The sequence below is a fragment of the Streptomyces cinereospinus genome, assembly GCF_042430725.1.
In the GTDB taxonomy this organism is placed as follows: Bacteria; Actinomycetota; Actinomycetes; order Streptomycetales; family Streptomycetaceae; genus Streptomyces; species Streptomyces cinereospinus.
The window spans coordinates 1-15,783 of sequence record NZ_JBHMCY010000113.1 but is presented as its reverse complement, the minus strand read 5'-3'; the positions used below and the strand labels follow the sequence as shown (position 1 = coordinate 15,783).

Genomic DNA, 15,783 nt, shown 5'->3' with positions numbered 1-15,783 from the left:
CGCCCGGTGACACCCGTGCCGCCCGGCACGGGTGTCACCGGGCGGCACGCACCGCGGCGGCCGGCCGGAGCGCCGACTCCGTCGCCGTCCTCACCGGTCGGCGGCCCGGCCCCGGAACCCCAGCAGCTCGTGCAGCGCCGAACCCCGCGACTGGCCGGCGGCCTTCGCGACGAGCGGCTTCGGGCCGGGCGGCGCCGCGCACACCGCGTCGGCCTCGCCGGGGCCGCGCGGCACCGTGCCGTCGGTCAGGTAGGCCGCCAGGTGCCCGTCCAGACAGCTGTTCCCGCTCAGCGTGACGCCGTGGTTGCCGCCGTTCTCCTCCACCACCAGGCTGGAGCCGCGCAGCAGGCGGTGCAGCGTCGCACCGCCCCGGTACGGCGTGGCCGCGTCGTGCGTGGCCTGGAACAGCAGCACCGGCGGCACCCGGTCGTTGGCCACGTCCAGCGGCCGCAGCGCCGCCGTCGGCCAGAACGCGCACGGCGCGTTGTACCAGGCGTTGCTCCAGGTCGCTCCTCCGCCCCCGACGTGCCCGGGAGAGCACGTCGGCCCGTGCGCCTCGTGCCACCACAAGACGCACCGGTACGGCGCCGGAGGGAACCCTCTTTGCCCGGTCTGCCTGAAGAAGGTCCGGGCGAGGCAGGGAGGGAAGTACTGAGTACACCAGAGCCCCCGTCGGACCACCCGGCGGGGGCTCTTTGCGTTGTACGTCAGATGTCGCCGCAGACGTCGGGGTTCGATGTGTGATCAGGTCGACGCCCGGATAGGGCGACCACCTTCCCACAACGCCGCTACGTGGCTGGCGAAACGGTCGTACAGGCCGTCGTCCCCCAGTCGGCGCAGGTGGAGCATGGGCGACTCGTGTCCGAGCAAGCTGGAGAGGTGGGGCGTCACAAGCATCTCGTCATCGAACTGGAAGACGGAGAGGGCGATATGCCCGTCAGAGAAGCGAGCTTCCACGCCTCCACCCTCAATCTTGCTCAAGGCGTCCAGGGTGATGCGGATCCGTGTGCCAACGGTGAGCGGGACGCCTTCGATCTCCTCCCGTCGGCGAGTAACCTCCGACTCCGGGTCACCGATGAGGAACCGGACGACGCAGCCGGCCGACGCCTTCGCGGAGAGACGGTCCGCTAGAGACGAGGGTGCTCCTGCCACACGAAGTAGTTGGTGTAACCCGCGAAGGTGATCGACTTCGATGCCCCGTCGATGAGGCGAGCCCACACGGACGTAGAGCACGCATTGCGGTACGGGTACGCCGTGACGATTTCCCGGTCATGCCCGGTCTTCAGGGTGCTACGGAATGACTTAGGCCACAGCACGTCTGCACTCACTCCCAACGCCTTCGCTACGTCTTCCCGCGTCCTGGGGTGCGGGACACGTGTGGGGTCGGCTACCCACCGTTCGACGGTCTTACTGGTCACGCCGACTACGTGCGAGTCGACTTCGCGAAATCTGCGCGTCGTCCATAGCGCGCTGAAGGTCTACATTCAAGGGATCCCCCAGGGACGTTTGGCCCTCTTTGGACGGTATCGGCTCGACGGCCTATTCGTCCGCGGATTACAGGTTCCAACGTCCCATGTGACGGCTGATGATCAGAGCGTCACGAAGGTGAGGCTCGCGCAGGGGTGAGGAGTCGCCATGGCACGCCCAGACACGAACCAACCGCCGGCCGTCGGCACGGTCATGGTGGACAGCGCCCGGAACAAGGTCGGCGAAAACCGCGGACACGTCGGAGGGCGCATCTGCCTCCGCCCCATCGGAGGGGGGCGTGAGTGGGAGGTCTCCCCGGAGTTCGCTCACGTGGCCACGGCTGCCCCGGATCACAGGCGGGGGGTGTGACGCGTGACGAAGAAAAAAGTCCAGACGCCGGCCGTTCAGTCGCTGGATCCCCTCGCAAACACGAAGCCCACTCCCGGTTGCAAGGTCTGTAGCGCTCTCTACAAGCAGTGGAAAGCCTTCAGCAACCCCTATAGCCCCGACTACGACCCGTCGAAGGCGACGGACAGGGCCGTCGAGATGCGCAGGCACTCCCACGGGGAGGCGAAGTGACCCGCACATCGCGCGTAGCGCCCTGCCCGCTGCTGGAGGCCGGCGCTGGAGCATGAAGCCCGTCTGGACCTGCGTGCGGCGCCCGTGCGTCGCGCGTGCGGGCGCGGCGGGGGCTGGTGAGCCGAGTGAGGTCGGTTTATCCCAGCTCCCGCCGGCGTCCTTGCACAACCCGCAAGTCCCTGACCGACATTGAGCGATGTCGGCAAACCCGTGGAAGGAGAGACGTCATGCACGCAACGCTGTACACCGTGAACCACGGCGGAGAGGACGACGACTTCGAGCCGATCGTCCCCCAGCCGGAGGACGACCCGCCCACCCCCTCGGAGTGACGCTATGGCTGCTGGCAACCGGTACCGGACCCCGAGCTCGAAAGACATCGCTGTGGACGACTGGGTGGTGGACACCTATCGAGGGCGTCGGCGCTGCCCACAGCACCCGATGCAGCAAATGATCCCGATGGGTGTGACGGACATGTGCCCGCTGGATCACGGCGAAGAGGCTCACAGCCGGTCCGATGACTAGCGGCCCCTGACCCCTCGTCGGCATGTCCTGCTCATCACTCCCCGCCGACGAGGACAACAGCCCCGCCCACTTCCTCCCCTGTCGAGGTGGGCGTGGCTTTCTACTGTCCGGACGCCGTCGTGATGTGTGTTGGGAGGTAACTCGGGGGTGTCGAAGGTTCGGGTGGTCACCGTGTCCGCGCCGAACAGCGCGGCGCCGGCCGGGCCGTCGCCGGCTTCCAGGGTGAGGTTCTCCCGGCGCATGACACCTCCTCGGTAGCACTGGACTCGCAATAGAACACATGTTCCCATGGTCGTGCGCGGGCCGCTCCGATCGCTCGGCGCCACCCGTTCGCTCACTCCCCGGCCCCGATTTGGGCGGCCGGGGACCGGGGTGGTTGGCTTGCCCCAACCCCGAGAACTCAGGTGCTGGAGGAAGTCCATGGCGCAGGTCGAGGCCACTACGGAGCGGGTCGTCGCGGCGGACCCGGAGAAGGTGTTCGACACCCTCGCCGACTACAGCGGCACGCGCGAGAGGCTGCTGCCCGGGCAGTTCAGCGAGTACGAGGTGCGCGAGGGCGGCGACGGCGAGGGCACCCTCGTCCACTGGAAGCTCCAGGCCACCAGCAAGCGCGTCCGGGACTGCCTGCTGGAGGTCACCGAGCCGACCGACGGCGAGCTGGTCGAGAAGGACCGCAACTCCTCCATGCTCACCACCTGGCGGGTCACCCCGGCCGGCGAGGGCAGGTCGCGGGTGGTGGTGACCGCCACCTGGACCGGCGCCGGCGGCATCGGGGGCTTCTTCGAGAGGACCTTCGCGCCCAAGGGGCTCGGCCGGATCTACGACGCGGTGCTCGCCCGGCTCGCCGCCGAGGTGGAGAAGTAGCCCGGAAGGCCGGTTCCGCCGAGGTGCCGCCGGGGGACTGACGCCGCCCGAGGGGCGGTGCCGCCGGTGTGGTGACGCCGCCCAAAGGGCCGGTGCGGAAAGGGTGTTGGCCTTTTCACCGGTTCGGGTGGATCTCCCGGCCGGGCGGCATGATGCCGTAACTCGTCGCGCTTGTTGCTGGTTGTCGCTTTTACGCGGGAATGGTGCGGCAGCGCGACGAGGGGAGCGGTACGTGGGCGGGACCGTGGCGGTGCAGGACGAGCCGTTCGCGGCGGCGCCCCCGCCCGCGCCACCTCCCGGGCGGACCGCCGAACTCGGCCCCCGGCGCCTGAAGCTCGTCTTCTGCGGGCTGATGCTCGCCCTGCTCCTGGCCGCCCTGGAGCAGATGATCGTCGCCACCGCGCTGCCGAAGATCGTCGGCGAGCTGCAGGGCCTGGACAGGATGTCCTGGGCGATCACCGCCTACCTGCTCACCGCCACCGTCGGACTGCCGGTCTACGGCAAGCTCGGCGACCTGCTCGGCCGCAAGGGGGTCTTCCAGTTCGCCATCGTCGTCTTCGTCGTCGGCTCCGCCCTGGCGGGCCGCGCGCAGACCATGGACCAGCTGATCGCCTTCCGCGCGGTGCAGGGCGCCGGCGCGGGCGGACTGATGATCGGCGTCCAGGCGATCGTCGCGGACATCGTGCCGCCCCGGCAGCGCGGCCGGTACACGGGGCTGATCGGCGCCGCCTTCGGTCTCGCCTCCGTCGCCGGACCCCTGCTCGGCGGCTACTTCACCGACCACCTCTCCTGGCGCTGGTGCTTCTACGTCAACGTGCCCTTCGGCCTGGTCACCCTGGCCGTCGTCGCCCTCGTCCTCAAGCTTCCCAAGCCGCGGGCCAAGCCCCGCCTCGACGTCCCGGGCGCCCTGCTGCTCACCGCGGCCTCCACCTGCCTGGTGCTGCTGACCAGCTGGGGCGGCACCGAGTACGCCTGGGACTCGCGCGTCGTCCTCGGCCTCGCGGCCGGTGCCGTCGCGGCCGGCGCGCTGTTCCTCGTCGCCGAGCGCTTCGCCGCCGAACCCCTCATCCCGCTGCGGCTGTTCCGCGACTCCGTCTTCAACGTCACCGGTCTGGTCGGCCTGGTGGTGGGTGTCGCGCTGTTCGGCGCGGCCGGTTACCTGCCGACGTTCCTGCAGATGGTCGACGGCGCCAGCGCCACCGAGTCGGGGCTGCTGATGCTGCCGATGACGGGCGGCATCGTCGGCGCCTCCATCGTCTCCGGGCAGCTCATCAGCGCCACCGGCCGCTACAAGGCCCACCCCGTCATCGGCAGCGCCCTGTCGGTCGCCGGCATGTGGCTGCTCTCCCGCCTCGACGCCGACACGCCCCGGCTGCACTTCAGCGTCTGGACGGCCGTCCTCGGTGCCGGGATCGGCATGGTGATGCCGGTGCTGATCCTCGCCGTGCAGAACTCCGTGCGCCCCGCCGACCTGGGCACCGCCACCAGCGCCGGCAACTACTTCCGGCAGATCGGCGGCAGCGTCGGCGCCGCCGTCTTCGGCACCCTCCTCGCCGACCGGCTCACCGACGCCCTCGCCGACCGGCTGCCCCCGCGCGCGGGAGCGGCCCTGCCCGACCCCGAGTCCCTCACCCCGCAAGCCGTCCACGCACTGCCGCCGGCGCTGCGCGACGGCTACGTCCAGGCCTACGCCGACGCCATGCCGAGGATCTTCCTGTACCTCGTGCCCGTGCTCGTCACCGGCCTGCTGCTGACGTTCTTCCTCAAGGAGAAACCCCTGGTGACCCACTACACCACCGAGCCGGCCGGCGCGCCCCCGGCCGGCCGCGTCCCGCAGGCCCGTTCGCCGCACGCCGCCGGGGTCGCCGTCTGCGGCACGGTGCAGCACCCCGACGGCACCGTCGTCCCGCGCGCGGCGCTCACCCTCATCGACGTCGCCGGACAGCAGATCGGGCGGGGCGCCAGCGGCGAGGACGGACGCTACGCGCTGGCCACGCCCGGATCCGGGGCGTACGTCCTGATCGCGGCGGCCGGCGGGCACCAGCCGCAGGCCGTCTCCGTGACCGTCGGCGAGCGCCCGGTGGAACTGGACGTCGTCCTGGGCGGCGCCGGGCGCCTCGCCGGGAGCGTGGTCACCGCCGACGGCTCGGCCGTACGGGACGCCACGGTCACCCTCACCAACGTGCACGGCGAGGTCGTCGCCGCGACCCGCAGCGGACGCGAGGGCGGCTACGTCATGACCGACCTGGTGGCCGGCGAGTACACCCTCGCCGCCAGCGCGCCCGCCTTCCGCCCCGCCGCCCTGCCCGTCACCGTCCAGGCGGCCCGGGAGACCCGGCAGGACGTCGAACTCGCGGGCGGCTCCGTGCTGCGCGGCACGGTGCGGGCGAGCGGCGGACGGCCCGTGGAGGACGCGCGCGTGACCCTGCTCGACGCGGCCGGCAACGTCGTCGACACGCTCACCACCGGGGCCGACGGCACCTTCCGCTTCGTCGACCTGTCCTCCGGCGAGTACACGGTCATCGCGGCCGGATACCCGCCGGTGGCCACCGTGCTCCAGGTGGCGGGCGGGGGGCGCACGGAACGCGACCTCCAGCTGGGCCACGAGGACTGAACCGCCCCGGGGGCGCGTGACCGTGCGCCCGCGCGCCCGGGGCCGTCAATTCCCCCAATGCCGCACATCGCCGACGGGCGGCGCCGTACGGTGGTGGCCGGGGGCGCAGATCTTGCACAGTCGTGGGGAGAGAGGGCCTGGGCCATGGAGCGTGGCACCGACCGGCAAGCACCTCCCAGCCACCCGGCCGGACGCGGCGCGACGGCGGGACGGGTTCCGCTGGCGGTGGTCGTCGTGGACCGCGAGGGCCTGGTGTCGCACTGGAGCACCGGCGCGCGGCGGCTGTTCGGCACCCCCAAGGAGTCCGCGATCGGCCGCCCGGCGAGCGACCTGCTGCCCGTCTCCGGCGCGCTGTCGCGCGACGACGAGGACTCCCCGTACGGACCGTACGGCGCGCACGACGGCCTCGGTCCGGACCTCGGGTCCTCGCTGGACGGCGGATTGTCCTACCCGGCCGCGGGCCGGGCCCGCGTCACCGTGCCCGACGGCGGCCGGGTCGACATGCTGTGGTGGGCGTACCCGCTGGCCGGACCCGGCGGCCAGCGGCTGCTGGTGCTGGCCGCCGACGCCGGCGCCCTGCGTCCGCACGAGACGGGCCCGGACGCCGCCGAGCGGATCGCGCCCGCCTTCGCCCGGCACACCGACTTCCCCGGCGCCGACGCCCTGGCCCGCGCCCTCCCCGAGATCCTGCCCAGCATGAGCGTCGGGGAGAGCGCCCGGATCGTGGCGCAGGTCCTGGAACTGGGCTACCCGGTGCTGGAGTTCAGCCGGCACGACCGGGTGCCGGTCACCCCCGACTGGGGCGTGCCCCGGCGCGCCGAGCGCAGGGCGCGGCGCGAGCGCCTCGCCCGGGCCCTGGCCGCGGGGGAGGCCGTGCCGGCCGGCCTGCGGGACGAGGCCGAGGACCTGGAGTACGCCGCCGTGCGCGAGCGCCTTGAGTTCCTCAACGAGGTCAGCGGAAGGATCGGCACCTCGCTCGACCTGGCCCGCACGATCGTCGAGGTCAGCAAGGCGGTCGTGCCGCGCTTCACCGACGTCGCCGGCACCTACCTGCGCGAGCAGGTCGTCGCCGGCGAGGGCTTCCCGGACGGCGTGCCGGACACGACCACCCTGTGGCACCGGGTGGCCGTCGAGCACACCGACGAACCGGGCCGCTGGGACGACGTCGTGCCGGTCGGCGAGGCCATGCCGTTCCCGGCGCACACGCCGTTCTTCCAGTGCATGACCACCGGCGAGCCCGTCCTGGTGCCCCGGATCAGTGAGCAGATGGGCCACGCCATCGCCTCGCAGTTCGAAAAGCGCGACATCCGGCCGCTGATCACCGGCCGCAGCATGCTCGTCGTCCCGCTGAAGGCCCGCACCGTGGTGCTCGGCTTCATGATCCTGCTGCGGCACCCGGAGCGCGCCGAGTTCAACGACATGGACCGGGTCACCGGCGCCGAACTGGCCGCCCGCGCGGGCCTCGTGCTCGACAACGCCCGGATGTACACCTTCCAGGAGAGCGTCGCCGAGACCCTCCAGGACAGCATGCTGCCGCACATACCGCCGCGCATGGCGGGCTGCGACATCGCCACCCGCTATCTGCCCGGCACCCTGCTCGGGCGGGTCGGCGGCGACTGGTTCGACGCGGTGAAGCTGCCCGGCGCGCGCACCGCGTTCGTCGTCGGCGACGTCATGGGCCACGGCCTCAACTCCGCGGCCATGATGGGCCAGCTGCGTACGGCCGTGCAGACCATGGCCGCCCTGGACCTGCCGCCCGCGCGGCTGCTGCGCAACCTCGACGACCTCGCCCAGCGGCTCGGCGACAGCTACCTCGCGACCTGCCTGTACGCCGTGTACGACCCGATCGCGGGCGAGCTGCACCTCGCCAACGCCGGGCACATCCCGCCCGTGCTGGTCCGCGCCGAGGACGGGCGCAGCGAGTTGCTCGACCTGCCCACCGGAGCGCCCGTCGGCGTCGGCGGGGTGCCGTTCGAGGCGGTCCGCGTGCGGGTGCGGCCCGGCGACCGGCTGGTGATGTGCACCGACGGGCTGGTCGAGATGCGCGGCGAGGACATCGGTGTCGGACTGGCCACCCTGTGCGAGTCGGCCGCCCACCCGGCCGCCTCCATGGACGACGCCTGCGACACGATCATCCGCGCCCTCAACACCCGCGACGGCCGCAAGGACGACGTGGCCCTGCTGATGGCCCGCCTGGGCGGCATCGAGCCCGGCGACGTCGCCGAGTGGCGGTTCGGCCCCGCGCCGGCCGAGGTGGGCCGGGCCCGCGCGGCGGTCCGCGAGCAGCTGCACGCGTGGCGGCTGCCGCAGCTGGCGGACAACGCCGAGCTGATGGTCAGTGAGCTGGTCACCAACGCCGTGCGGCACTCCCACGGCCGGCCCGTCGCCGTGCGCCTGGTGCGCGGCGACACCCTGCTGTGCGAGGTGGACGACGACGACCACGACCTGCCGACGCTGCTCAGCGCCGGGCCCCGGGACGAGACCGGGCGCGGGCTGCGCGTGGTGAGCACCCTCGCCCGCGAGTGGGGCGCCAGCCGGACCGGCGCGGGCAAGACCGTCTGGTTCGAACTCACGCTGCCCCGCCGCTGAGCCCGCTCCGACCGGCGTACGCCGGTCGGACGAGCCGTGAAGGTGCGCGCCGTGTCCTTGTGTCCGCGCGCCGGGCGCGGTAGACCGTACTGGCCCGTCGCCCGCGGCGGGAAGACGGCGTCGGACCTGGGGAGTTGGCCATGAGCGTGACGAGTCGGTACCGGGCGGCCTGGGAGGGGTTCTGGAGCGAGGCGCCCGGCGCGCAGGGCTCCGTGTTCTGGGACGCCGAGCCCGCGCTGACCGCCGGACGGCATCTGGCCCTGTTCGAGCCGCACCTGGTCGACCCCGGGCTGCCGATGGTCGACCTGGGCTGCGGCAACGGCACGCTGACCCGCTTCCTGGCCGGCCGTTTCCCGCGCGTCCTCGGCGTCGACCTGTCGGCGGCGGCCGTCGCGCACGCCGAGCGGGCCGACCCGGCCGGCCAGGCGGTGTACCGGGTGCTGGACGCAGCCGACCGGATCGAGGCACGGGCGCTGCACGCCCAACTGGGCGACGCCAACGTGTACATGCGGGGCGTGCTGCACCAGTGCGAGCCCGCCGACCGCGGGCTGCTGGCCGAAGGGCTGGCGACGCTGGCCGGCGAGCGCGGCCGCGTCTTCCTCGCCGAGCCCGCCGAGGCCGCCGGGCTCGTCCTGCGCGGTCTGGCGCAGCGCCCGGAGGGCCCGCCCGCCAAGCTCGCCCCGGTCCTCCGGCACGGCATAGCGCCCGGCGAGGTCGCCGACGCCGCGGTGCCCGAGTACCTGACGGCGGCCGGTCTCACCGTGCTGGCGAGCGGGGAACTGCCGCTGACGACCACGGAGTCCCGGCCCGACGGCAGCCGGATCGAGCTGCCGTCGACCTGGCTGGTGGCGGGCCGCGCCGGCTGACCCGGCCGGTACCGGGCGACCGGCGGACGGGGCCCCACGGGGACGTGGCACCGGCGGCGGACCCGTCCTGGGGGGGGCGCGTGCCCCGCGTCCTGGTCGCCCCGGGCATCTCCGCGTAACGTGACGCACCATGAAGATCCTCATCAGCGCCGACATGGAGGGCGCCACCGGTGTCACCTGGCCGGCCGACGTGCTGCCCGGGACAGCCCAGTGGGAGCGCTGCCGGTCCCTGTTCACCTCGGACGTCAACGCCGCCGCGCTCGGGTTCCACGACGGCGGCGCCGACGAGGTGCTCGTCAACGAGGCGCACTGGAGCATGCGCAACCTGCTGCTGGAGCAGCTGGACGAACGGGTGCAGATGCTCACCGGCCGGCACAAGTCGCTGACCATGGTCGAGGGCGTGCAGCACGGGGACGTGGATGGCATCGCCTTCGTCGGCTACCACGCGGGCGCCGGCGCCGAGGGCGTGCTCGCCCACACCTACCTCGCCAACTCCGTCACCGGCGTCTGGCTGAACGGCGTACGGGCCAGTGAGGGTCTGCTGAACGCACACGTCGTCGCCGAGTACGGGGTGCCCGTGGTGCTGGTGACGGGCGACGACGTGGCGTGCGAGGACGCGCTCGGGTACGCGCCCGAGGCGCTGAAGGTCGCCGTCAAGGACCATGTGTCGCGGTACGCGGCGGTGTGCCGCACCCCGGCCAGGACCGCCGCCGACATCCGGGCCGCGGCGAAGGAGGCGGCCGCACTGGCGGTCCGCCACGAGCCGGTCGCCGCCGGTCCGCACACCGTCGCGGTCGAGTTCGACGCGGAGCACCTGGCCATGGCGGCGACCGTGGTGCCGGGCGTCGAGCGGACCGGGGAGCGCAAGGTGGCCTACACCTGCCCGACCATGTACGAGGGGATCCGCACCTTCAAGGCGGTCACCACCGTCGTCTCGGCCGCCGTGGAGGAGCAGTATGGCTGATCAGCGGGCGCTGGACGAGGTCGTGGAGTTCACCTCCGGCCTCATCCGCATCGACACCGCCAACCGGGGCGGCGGCGACTGCCGGGAGCGGCCCGCCGCCGAGTACGCGGCGGAGCGGCTGGCCGGGGCCGGCCTGGAGCCCACCCTGCTGGAGCGCACCAAGGGGCGGACCAACGTCGTCGCCCGCGTCGAGGGCACCGACCCGTCCGCCGACGCGCTGCTCGTGCACGGGCACCTGGACGTCGTGCCCGCGGAGGCCGCCGACTGGAGCGTGCACCCGTTCTCCGGGGAGGTCCGGGACGGCGTGGTCTGGGGCCGGGGGGCGGTCGACATGAAGAACATGGACGCGATGATCCTCGCCGTGGTGCGCTCCTGGGCCCGGGAGGGCGTGCGGCCCCGGCGCGACCTGGTGATCGCGTTCACCGCGGACGAGGAGGCCAGCGCCGAGGACGGTTCCGGCTTCCTCGCCGACCGGCACCCCGCGCTGTTCGAGGGGTGCACCGAAGGCATCGGCGAGTCGGGCGGGTTCACCTTCCACGACGGCGCGGGCCGGGAGATCTACCCGATCGCGGCCGGGGAGCGCGGCACGGGCTGGCTGAAGCTCACCGCACGCGGGCGGGCCGGGCACGGCTCCAAGGTCAACCGCGACAACGCGGTGACCCGGCTGGCCGCCGCCGTCGCGCGGATCGGCGCGCACGAGTGGCCGCTCAGGCTCACCCCGACCGTGAGCGCGGCGCTCACCGAACTGGCCGCGCTGTACGGCATCGACTCCGACCTGAGCGACGTCGACCGGCTGCTGGAGAAGCTCGGCCCGGCCGCCCGGCTCGTCGAGGCCACCGTCCGCAACAGCGCCAACCCGACCATGCTGGACGCCGGTTACAAGATCAACGTCATTCCGGGCGAGGCCGTGGCGTACGTCGACGGGCGCTGTCTGCCGGGCGGCGAGCAGGAGTTCCGCGACACCCTCGACCTGCTCACCGGGCCGGACGTGGACTGGGAGTTCGAGCACCGCGAGGTGGCGCTCCAGGCGCCGCTGGACTCGCCGACCTACGCCAGGATGCGGGCGGCCGTCGCGGAGTTCGCGCCCGAGGGGCACGTCGTGCCGTACTGCATGTCCGGCGGCACCGACGCCAAGCAGTTCTCGCGGCTCGGCATCACCGGCTACGGCTTCGCGCCGCTGAAGCTGCCCGAGGGACTGGACTACCAGGCCCTCTTCCACGGCGTCGACGAGCGGGTGCCCGTCGAGGCGCTGCACTTCGGCGTCCGCGTCCTCGACCGGTTCCTGCGGGACGCCTGACCCCATGGGGGAGAACGTGCAGACCCTGCCGTACGGTTCCTGGCCCTCGCCCATCGACGCGGCGCTCGCCGCCGCGCACGACGGGCACCCGGAGTACGTGGGCTTCGTCGGCGACGAGGCCTGGTGGACCGAGCCGCGGCCCGCCGAGGGCGGCCGGCGCACGCTGGTGCGGCGGCACGCCGACGGCACGGAGGAATCCGTGCTGCCCGCGCCGTGGAACGTGCGCAGCCGGGTCATCGAGTACGGCGGTCGGCCCTGGGCCGGCACCCTGCTCGACGGCCGCCCGGTGGTGGTCTTCGTGCACTTCGCCGACCAGCGGCTGTACCGGTACGAGGAGGGCGGCGAGCCGCGCCCGCTGACCCCCGTGTCACCGGTGGGCGGCGGGCTGCGCTGGGCGGATCCGCAGCCGCGCCCGGAGCGCGGCGAGGTGTGGTGCGTGCTGGAGGAGTTCACCGGCGAGGGACCCACCGACGTGCGGCGCGTCCTGGCCGCCGTGCCGCTGGACGGCTCCGCCGCCCGGGACCGCGGCGCGGTGCGCGAACTCACCGCCGAGCGGCACCGGTTCGTCACCGGACCGCGGCTGTCGCCCGACGGGCGGCGTGCGGCGTGGCTCGCCTGGGACCATCCGCGGATGCCGTGGGACGGCACGGAACTGCTCCTCGCCGAGGTGACGGACGACGGCACGCTCGGCGCGCCCCGCACGGTCGCCGGCGGCCCCGAGGAGGCCGTCGCGCAGGCCGAGTTCGACGCCGCGGGCGCCCTGCTGTACGTCAGCGACCGCACCGGCTGGTGGAACCTCTACCGCGACGGCGCACCGCTGTGCCCGCGCGAGGAGGAGTTCGGCGGACCGCTGTGGCGCGTCGGCTCCCGCTGGTTCGCGCCGCTGGACAACGGGCTGGTCGCGGTGGTGCACGGCCGGGGCGCCTCCGCGCTCGGCATACTCGACCCCGAGACCGGCGAGGTGGTCGACGCGGCCGGCCCCTGGACCGAGTTCGCGCCCGCCCTCGCCGTGCACGGCGAGCGGGTCGTCGCCGTCGGCGCCGGCCCGCGCAGCGCCTACGAGGTGGTCGAACTGGACGCCCGTACCGGCCGGGCCCGGGTGATCGGCGCCGAGCACGACGACGCGGTGGACCCGGCGTACTACCCCGAACCGCAGATCCGCACCTTCACCGGACCGGCCGGACGCGAGATCCACGCGCACGTCTACCCGCCGCACCACCCCGGCTGTACCCCGCCCGGCGCCGAGCTGCCGCCCTACGTCGTCTGGGCGCACGGCGGCCCCACCAGCCGCGCGCCCCTCGTCCTGGACCTCCGCATCGCCTACTTCACCTCGCGCGGCATCGGCGTCGCCGAGGTCGACTACGGCGGCTCGACCGGCTACGGGCGGGAGTACCGGGAGCGGCTGCGCGAGCAGTGGGGCGTCGTGGACGTCGAGGACTGCGCGGCCGTCGCGCTCGCCCTCGCCGAGGAGGGCACCGCCGACCGCGACCGGCTCGCCGTGCGCGGCGGCAGCGCGGGCGGCTGGACCGCGGCCGCGTCGCTCACCACGACCGACGTCTACGCCTGCGGCACGATCATCTACCCGATCCTCGACCTCGCCGGCTGGGCGACGGGTGAGACCCACGACTTCGAGTCGCGGTACCTGGAGGGCCTGGTCGGGCCGCTCGCCGAGGTCCCCGGGCGGTACGCGCAGCGCTCGCCCGCCGAGCACGCCGACCGGATCACCGCGCCCTTCCTGCTGCTCCAGGGCCTGGACGACGTGATCTGCCCGCCCGCCCAGTGCGAACGGTTCCTGGAACGGATGGCGGGGCGGCGGGTGCCGCACGCGTACATCGCCTTCGAGGGCGAGGGGCACGGGTTCCGGCGCGCCGACACCATGATCCGCGCACTGGAGGCCGAACTCTCCCTGTACGCCCAGGTGTTCGGGCTGCACGCGCCCGGTGTCCCGGCCCTGGAGCTCACCGGATGAAGCAGCTGGTACGACCGCCCCGGCTGGCCCCCGGGGCCCGGGTGGCCGTCGTCGCGCCGAGCGGGCCGGTGCCCGAGGAGCGGTTGCAGACCGGGCTCGACGTGCTGCGCGGCTGGGACCTCGACCCGGTGGTGACCCCCCATGTGCTGGACCGGCACGGCGAGTTCCGCTACCTCGCGGGCACGGACGCCGACCGGGCCGCCGACTTCCAGGCCGCCTGGTGCGACCCGGCCGTGGCCGCCGTGCTGTGCGCCCGCGGCGGGTACGGGGCGCAGCGGATGGTGGACCTGCTCGACTGGGACGCGCTGCGGGCGGCCGGGCCGAAGGTGCTCGTCGGCTTCAGCGACGTCACCGCGCTGCACGAGGCCTTCGCCGCCCGGATCGGCCTGGTCACCCTGCACGGGCCGATGGCGGCCGGCGTCGACTTCCTCAAGAACGCGCGGGCGCAGGACCACCTGAAGGCCACGCTGTTCAGGCCGGAGACGGTCCGCACCATCGCCTCCGGCCGCGGCGCGCTGGTGCCCGGCCGGGCGCGCGGCGTCACCCTCGGCGGCTGCGTCAGCCTGCTCGCGGCCGAGCTGGGCACGCCGTACGCCCGCGGCGGTGCCCGGGGCGGACTGCTGATGATCGAGGACGTGGGGGAGGAGGCGTACCGCCTGGACCGGATCCTGACCCAGCTGCTGCGCGCCGGGTGGCTCGACGGGGTCGCGGGGATCGCCCTCGGCTCGTGGCACGGCTGCGGCCCGTACGAGCGGCTGCGCCCGGTCCTCGCCGACCGGCTCGGCGGGCTCGGGGTGCCGGTGGCGGAGGAGTTCGGGTTCGGGCACTGCGACGGGGCGCTGACGGTCCCGTTCGGGGTGGCGGCGGAGCTGGACGCGGCGGCGGGGACGCTGACCCTGGACGAGCCCGCGCTGCGCTGAGCCGCCCGCGCGGGCGGGGCGCCGCGTCCGCCGGAGGCGGTCCGGGCCGTCCCCGCGCCCGGCCGGTCGTAGGGTGGCGGCATGCCGCACACCGCGTCCCGCTATCTCGCCGAGGGTCCCCGCGTGGGCATACGCCACTTCACCCACGAGGACGGCGCGGAGTTCACGGCGCGGGTCCGGGAGAGCAAGGACCTGCACCGGCCGTGGCTCTTCCCGCCGGACACCCCGCAGGCGTACGCCCACTACGCCGGGCGCCTGATCGAGGACCCGACGAAGGCCGGGTTCCTGGTCTGCGAGAAGGCCACGGACGCCCTCGCCGGGTTCATCAACGTCAACGCCATCGTCGGCGGGGCCTTCCAGAGCGGCGCCCTCGGCTACGGCGCCTTCGCGCACGCCGCCGGGCGGGGCCTGATGCGCGAAGCGCTGGAGCTGGTGGTGGACCACGCCTTCGGGCCGCTGCGGCTGCACCGGCTGGAGATCAACGTGCAGCCCGGCAACGCGGCCTCCATCGCCCTGGCCCGTGCCTGCGGGTTCCGCCTGGAGGGCTTCTCACCGCGCATGCTCTACGTCGACGGCGCCTGGCGGGACCACGAGCGCTGGGCGCTCACCGTCGAGATGCGGGCCGGCGGCTGATCCTCCGGCCCGGCCGCCACGCCGGGACACGGGGCTACCCGGGGCGCGACAGCCGCCGGGGGCGCCCCCGCCGGGCGTTACCCGCCGTGGCGCACGGGTACCCGCCCGTCATGGACCGCATGGATCATCTGGAGCACCTGGACAGGCATCTGGCCGACGAGCTGGCACAGGTCGCGCGGGAGACGATCCGCGACGAACTGCGGCAGCAGACGCGCAAGCAGCGCCGCAAGGCCACGCTGTACGCCGCGTCGGGAGCCGTCGCCCTGTACGCCGGCGCGGCCGTCGCCCTCGCGGCCGGTCTCGCCCTCGCCCTCGTCCTGCCGGGCTGGGCCGCCGCACTGATCACCGCGGCGCTCCTCGGCGCCGCCGCCCACCTGCTGCGCAGCGCCGCCCGGCCCGCCGCCCCCGGCACCGCCCACGGGAGCGTGGCCGCGCGGGCGGCGGACCGGGACCACGTGCCCGGCGCCACCCCGCCGTACCCGCCGGTGCCGCCCATGCC

Annotated in this window: 12 protein-coding genes and 1 pseudogene; 11 read left to right on the top strand and 2 right to left on the bottom strand. The window is 73.9% G+C overall.

Annotated features, from left to right (window positions below; translation table 11 throughout):
* Positions 1–90: 90 nt before the first annotated feature.
* Positions 91–504: pseudogene (locus ACFF45_RS33700) on the bottom strand (alpha/beta hydrolase); the annotation flags it as partial.
* 240 nt (positions 505–744) lie between these two features.
* Positions 745–1,152 (bottom strand): hypothetical protein, encoded by a 408-nt coding sequence (locus ACFF45_RS33695; protein WP_381350767.1) that lies wholly within the window; start codon positions 1,150–1,152, stop codon positions 745–747.
* 687 nt (positions 1,153–1,839) lie between these two features.
* Here ACFF45_RS33695 and ACFF45_RS33690 point away from each other — a divergent pair.
* The 11 genes from ACFF45_RS33690 to ACFF45_RS33640 form a co-directional block, all read left to right on the top strand.
* A complete protein-coding gene (locus tag ACFF45_RS33690; RefSeq protein WP_381350765.1) occupies positions 1,840–2,046 on the top strand; it encodes a hypothetical protein in 207 nt (68 codons plus the stop codon).
* 942 nt (positions 2,047–2,988) lie between these two features.
* Complete coding sequence (locus ACFF45_RS33685; RefSeq protein ID WP_381350763.1) at positions 2,989–3,432, top strand: SRPBCC family protein; 444 nt, start codon at positions 2,989–2,991, stop codon at positions 3,430–3,432.
* A 232-nt stretch (positions 3,433–3,664) separates the two neighbouring features.
* On the top strand, positions 3,665–6,046 hold the full coding sequence (locus ACFF45_RS33680; RefSeq protein ID WP_381350762.1) for an MFS transporter: 2,382 nt from the start codon (positions 3,665–3,667) through the stop codon (positions 6,044–6,046).
* 144 nt (positions 6,047–6,190) lie between these two features.
* The gene (locus tag ACFF45_RS33675; RefSeq protein WP_381350761.1) at positions 6,191–8,635 is read left to right on the top strand and encodes an ATP-binding SpoIIE family protein phosphatase; all 2,445 of its coding nucleotides are present in this window, start codon (positions 6,191–6,193) and stop codon (positions 8,633–8,635) included.
* Between the two features lie 140 nt (positions 8,636–8,775).
* Positions 8,776–9,501, top strand: a complete 726-nt coding sequence (locus tag ACFF45_RS33670) for a methyltransferase domain-containing protein (protein ID WP_381350760.1) — start codon at positions 8,776–8,778, stop codon at positions 9,499–9,501.
* 130 nt (positions 9,502–9,631) lie between these two features.
* Positions 9,632–10,465, top strand: a complete 834-nt coding sequence (locus ACFF45_RS33665) for a M55 family metallopeptidase (protein WP_381350759.1) — start codon at positions 9,632–9,634, stop codon at positions 10,463–10,465.
* Positions 10,458–11,762, top strand: coding sequence for a M20/M25/M40 family metallo-hydrolase (locus tag ACFF45_RS33660; RefSeq protein WP_381350758.1), 1,305 nt, complete (start codon positions 10,458–10,460; stop codon positions 11,760–11,762). Before ACFF45_RS33665 ends, ACFF45_RS33660 begins: the two co-directional genes overlap by 8 nt.
* A gap of 4 nt (positions 11,763–11,766) precedes the next feature.
* Positions 11,767–13,731, top strand: a complete 1,965-nt coding sequence (locus tag ACFF45_RS33655) for a prolyl oligopeptidase family serine peptidase (RefSeq protein WP_381350757.1) — start codon at positions 11,767–11,769, stop codon at positions 13,729–13,731.
* Complete coding sequence (locus ACFF45_RS33650) at positions 13,728–14,651, top strand: S66 peptidase family protein (RefSeq protein ID WP_381350756.1); 924 nt, start codon at positions 13,728–13,730, stop codon at positions 14,649–14,651. Before ACFF45_RS33655 ends, ACFF45_RS33650 begins: the two co-directional genes overlap by 4 nt.
* An 81-nt stretch (positions 14,652–14,732) precedes the next feature.
* On the top strand, positions 14,733–15,284 hold the full coding sequence (locus ACFF45_RS33645) for a GNAT family N-acetyltransferase (protein ID WP_381350755.1): 552 nt from the start codon (positions 14,733–14,735) through the stop codon (positions 15,282–15,284).
* Positions 15,285–15,394: 110 nt separating this feature from the next.
* Positions 15,395–15,783: phage holin family protein (locus ACFF45_RS33640; protein WP_381350754.1), on the top strand; the 389-nt coding region annotated here is incomplete at its 3' end.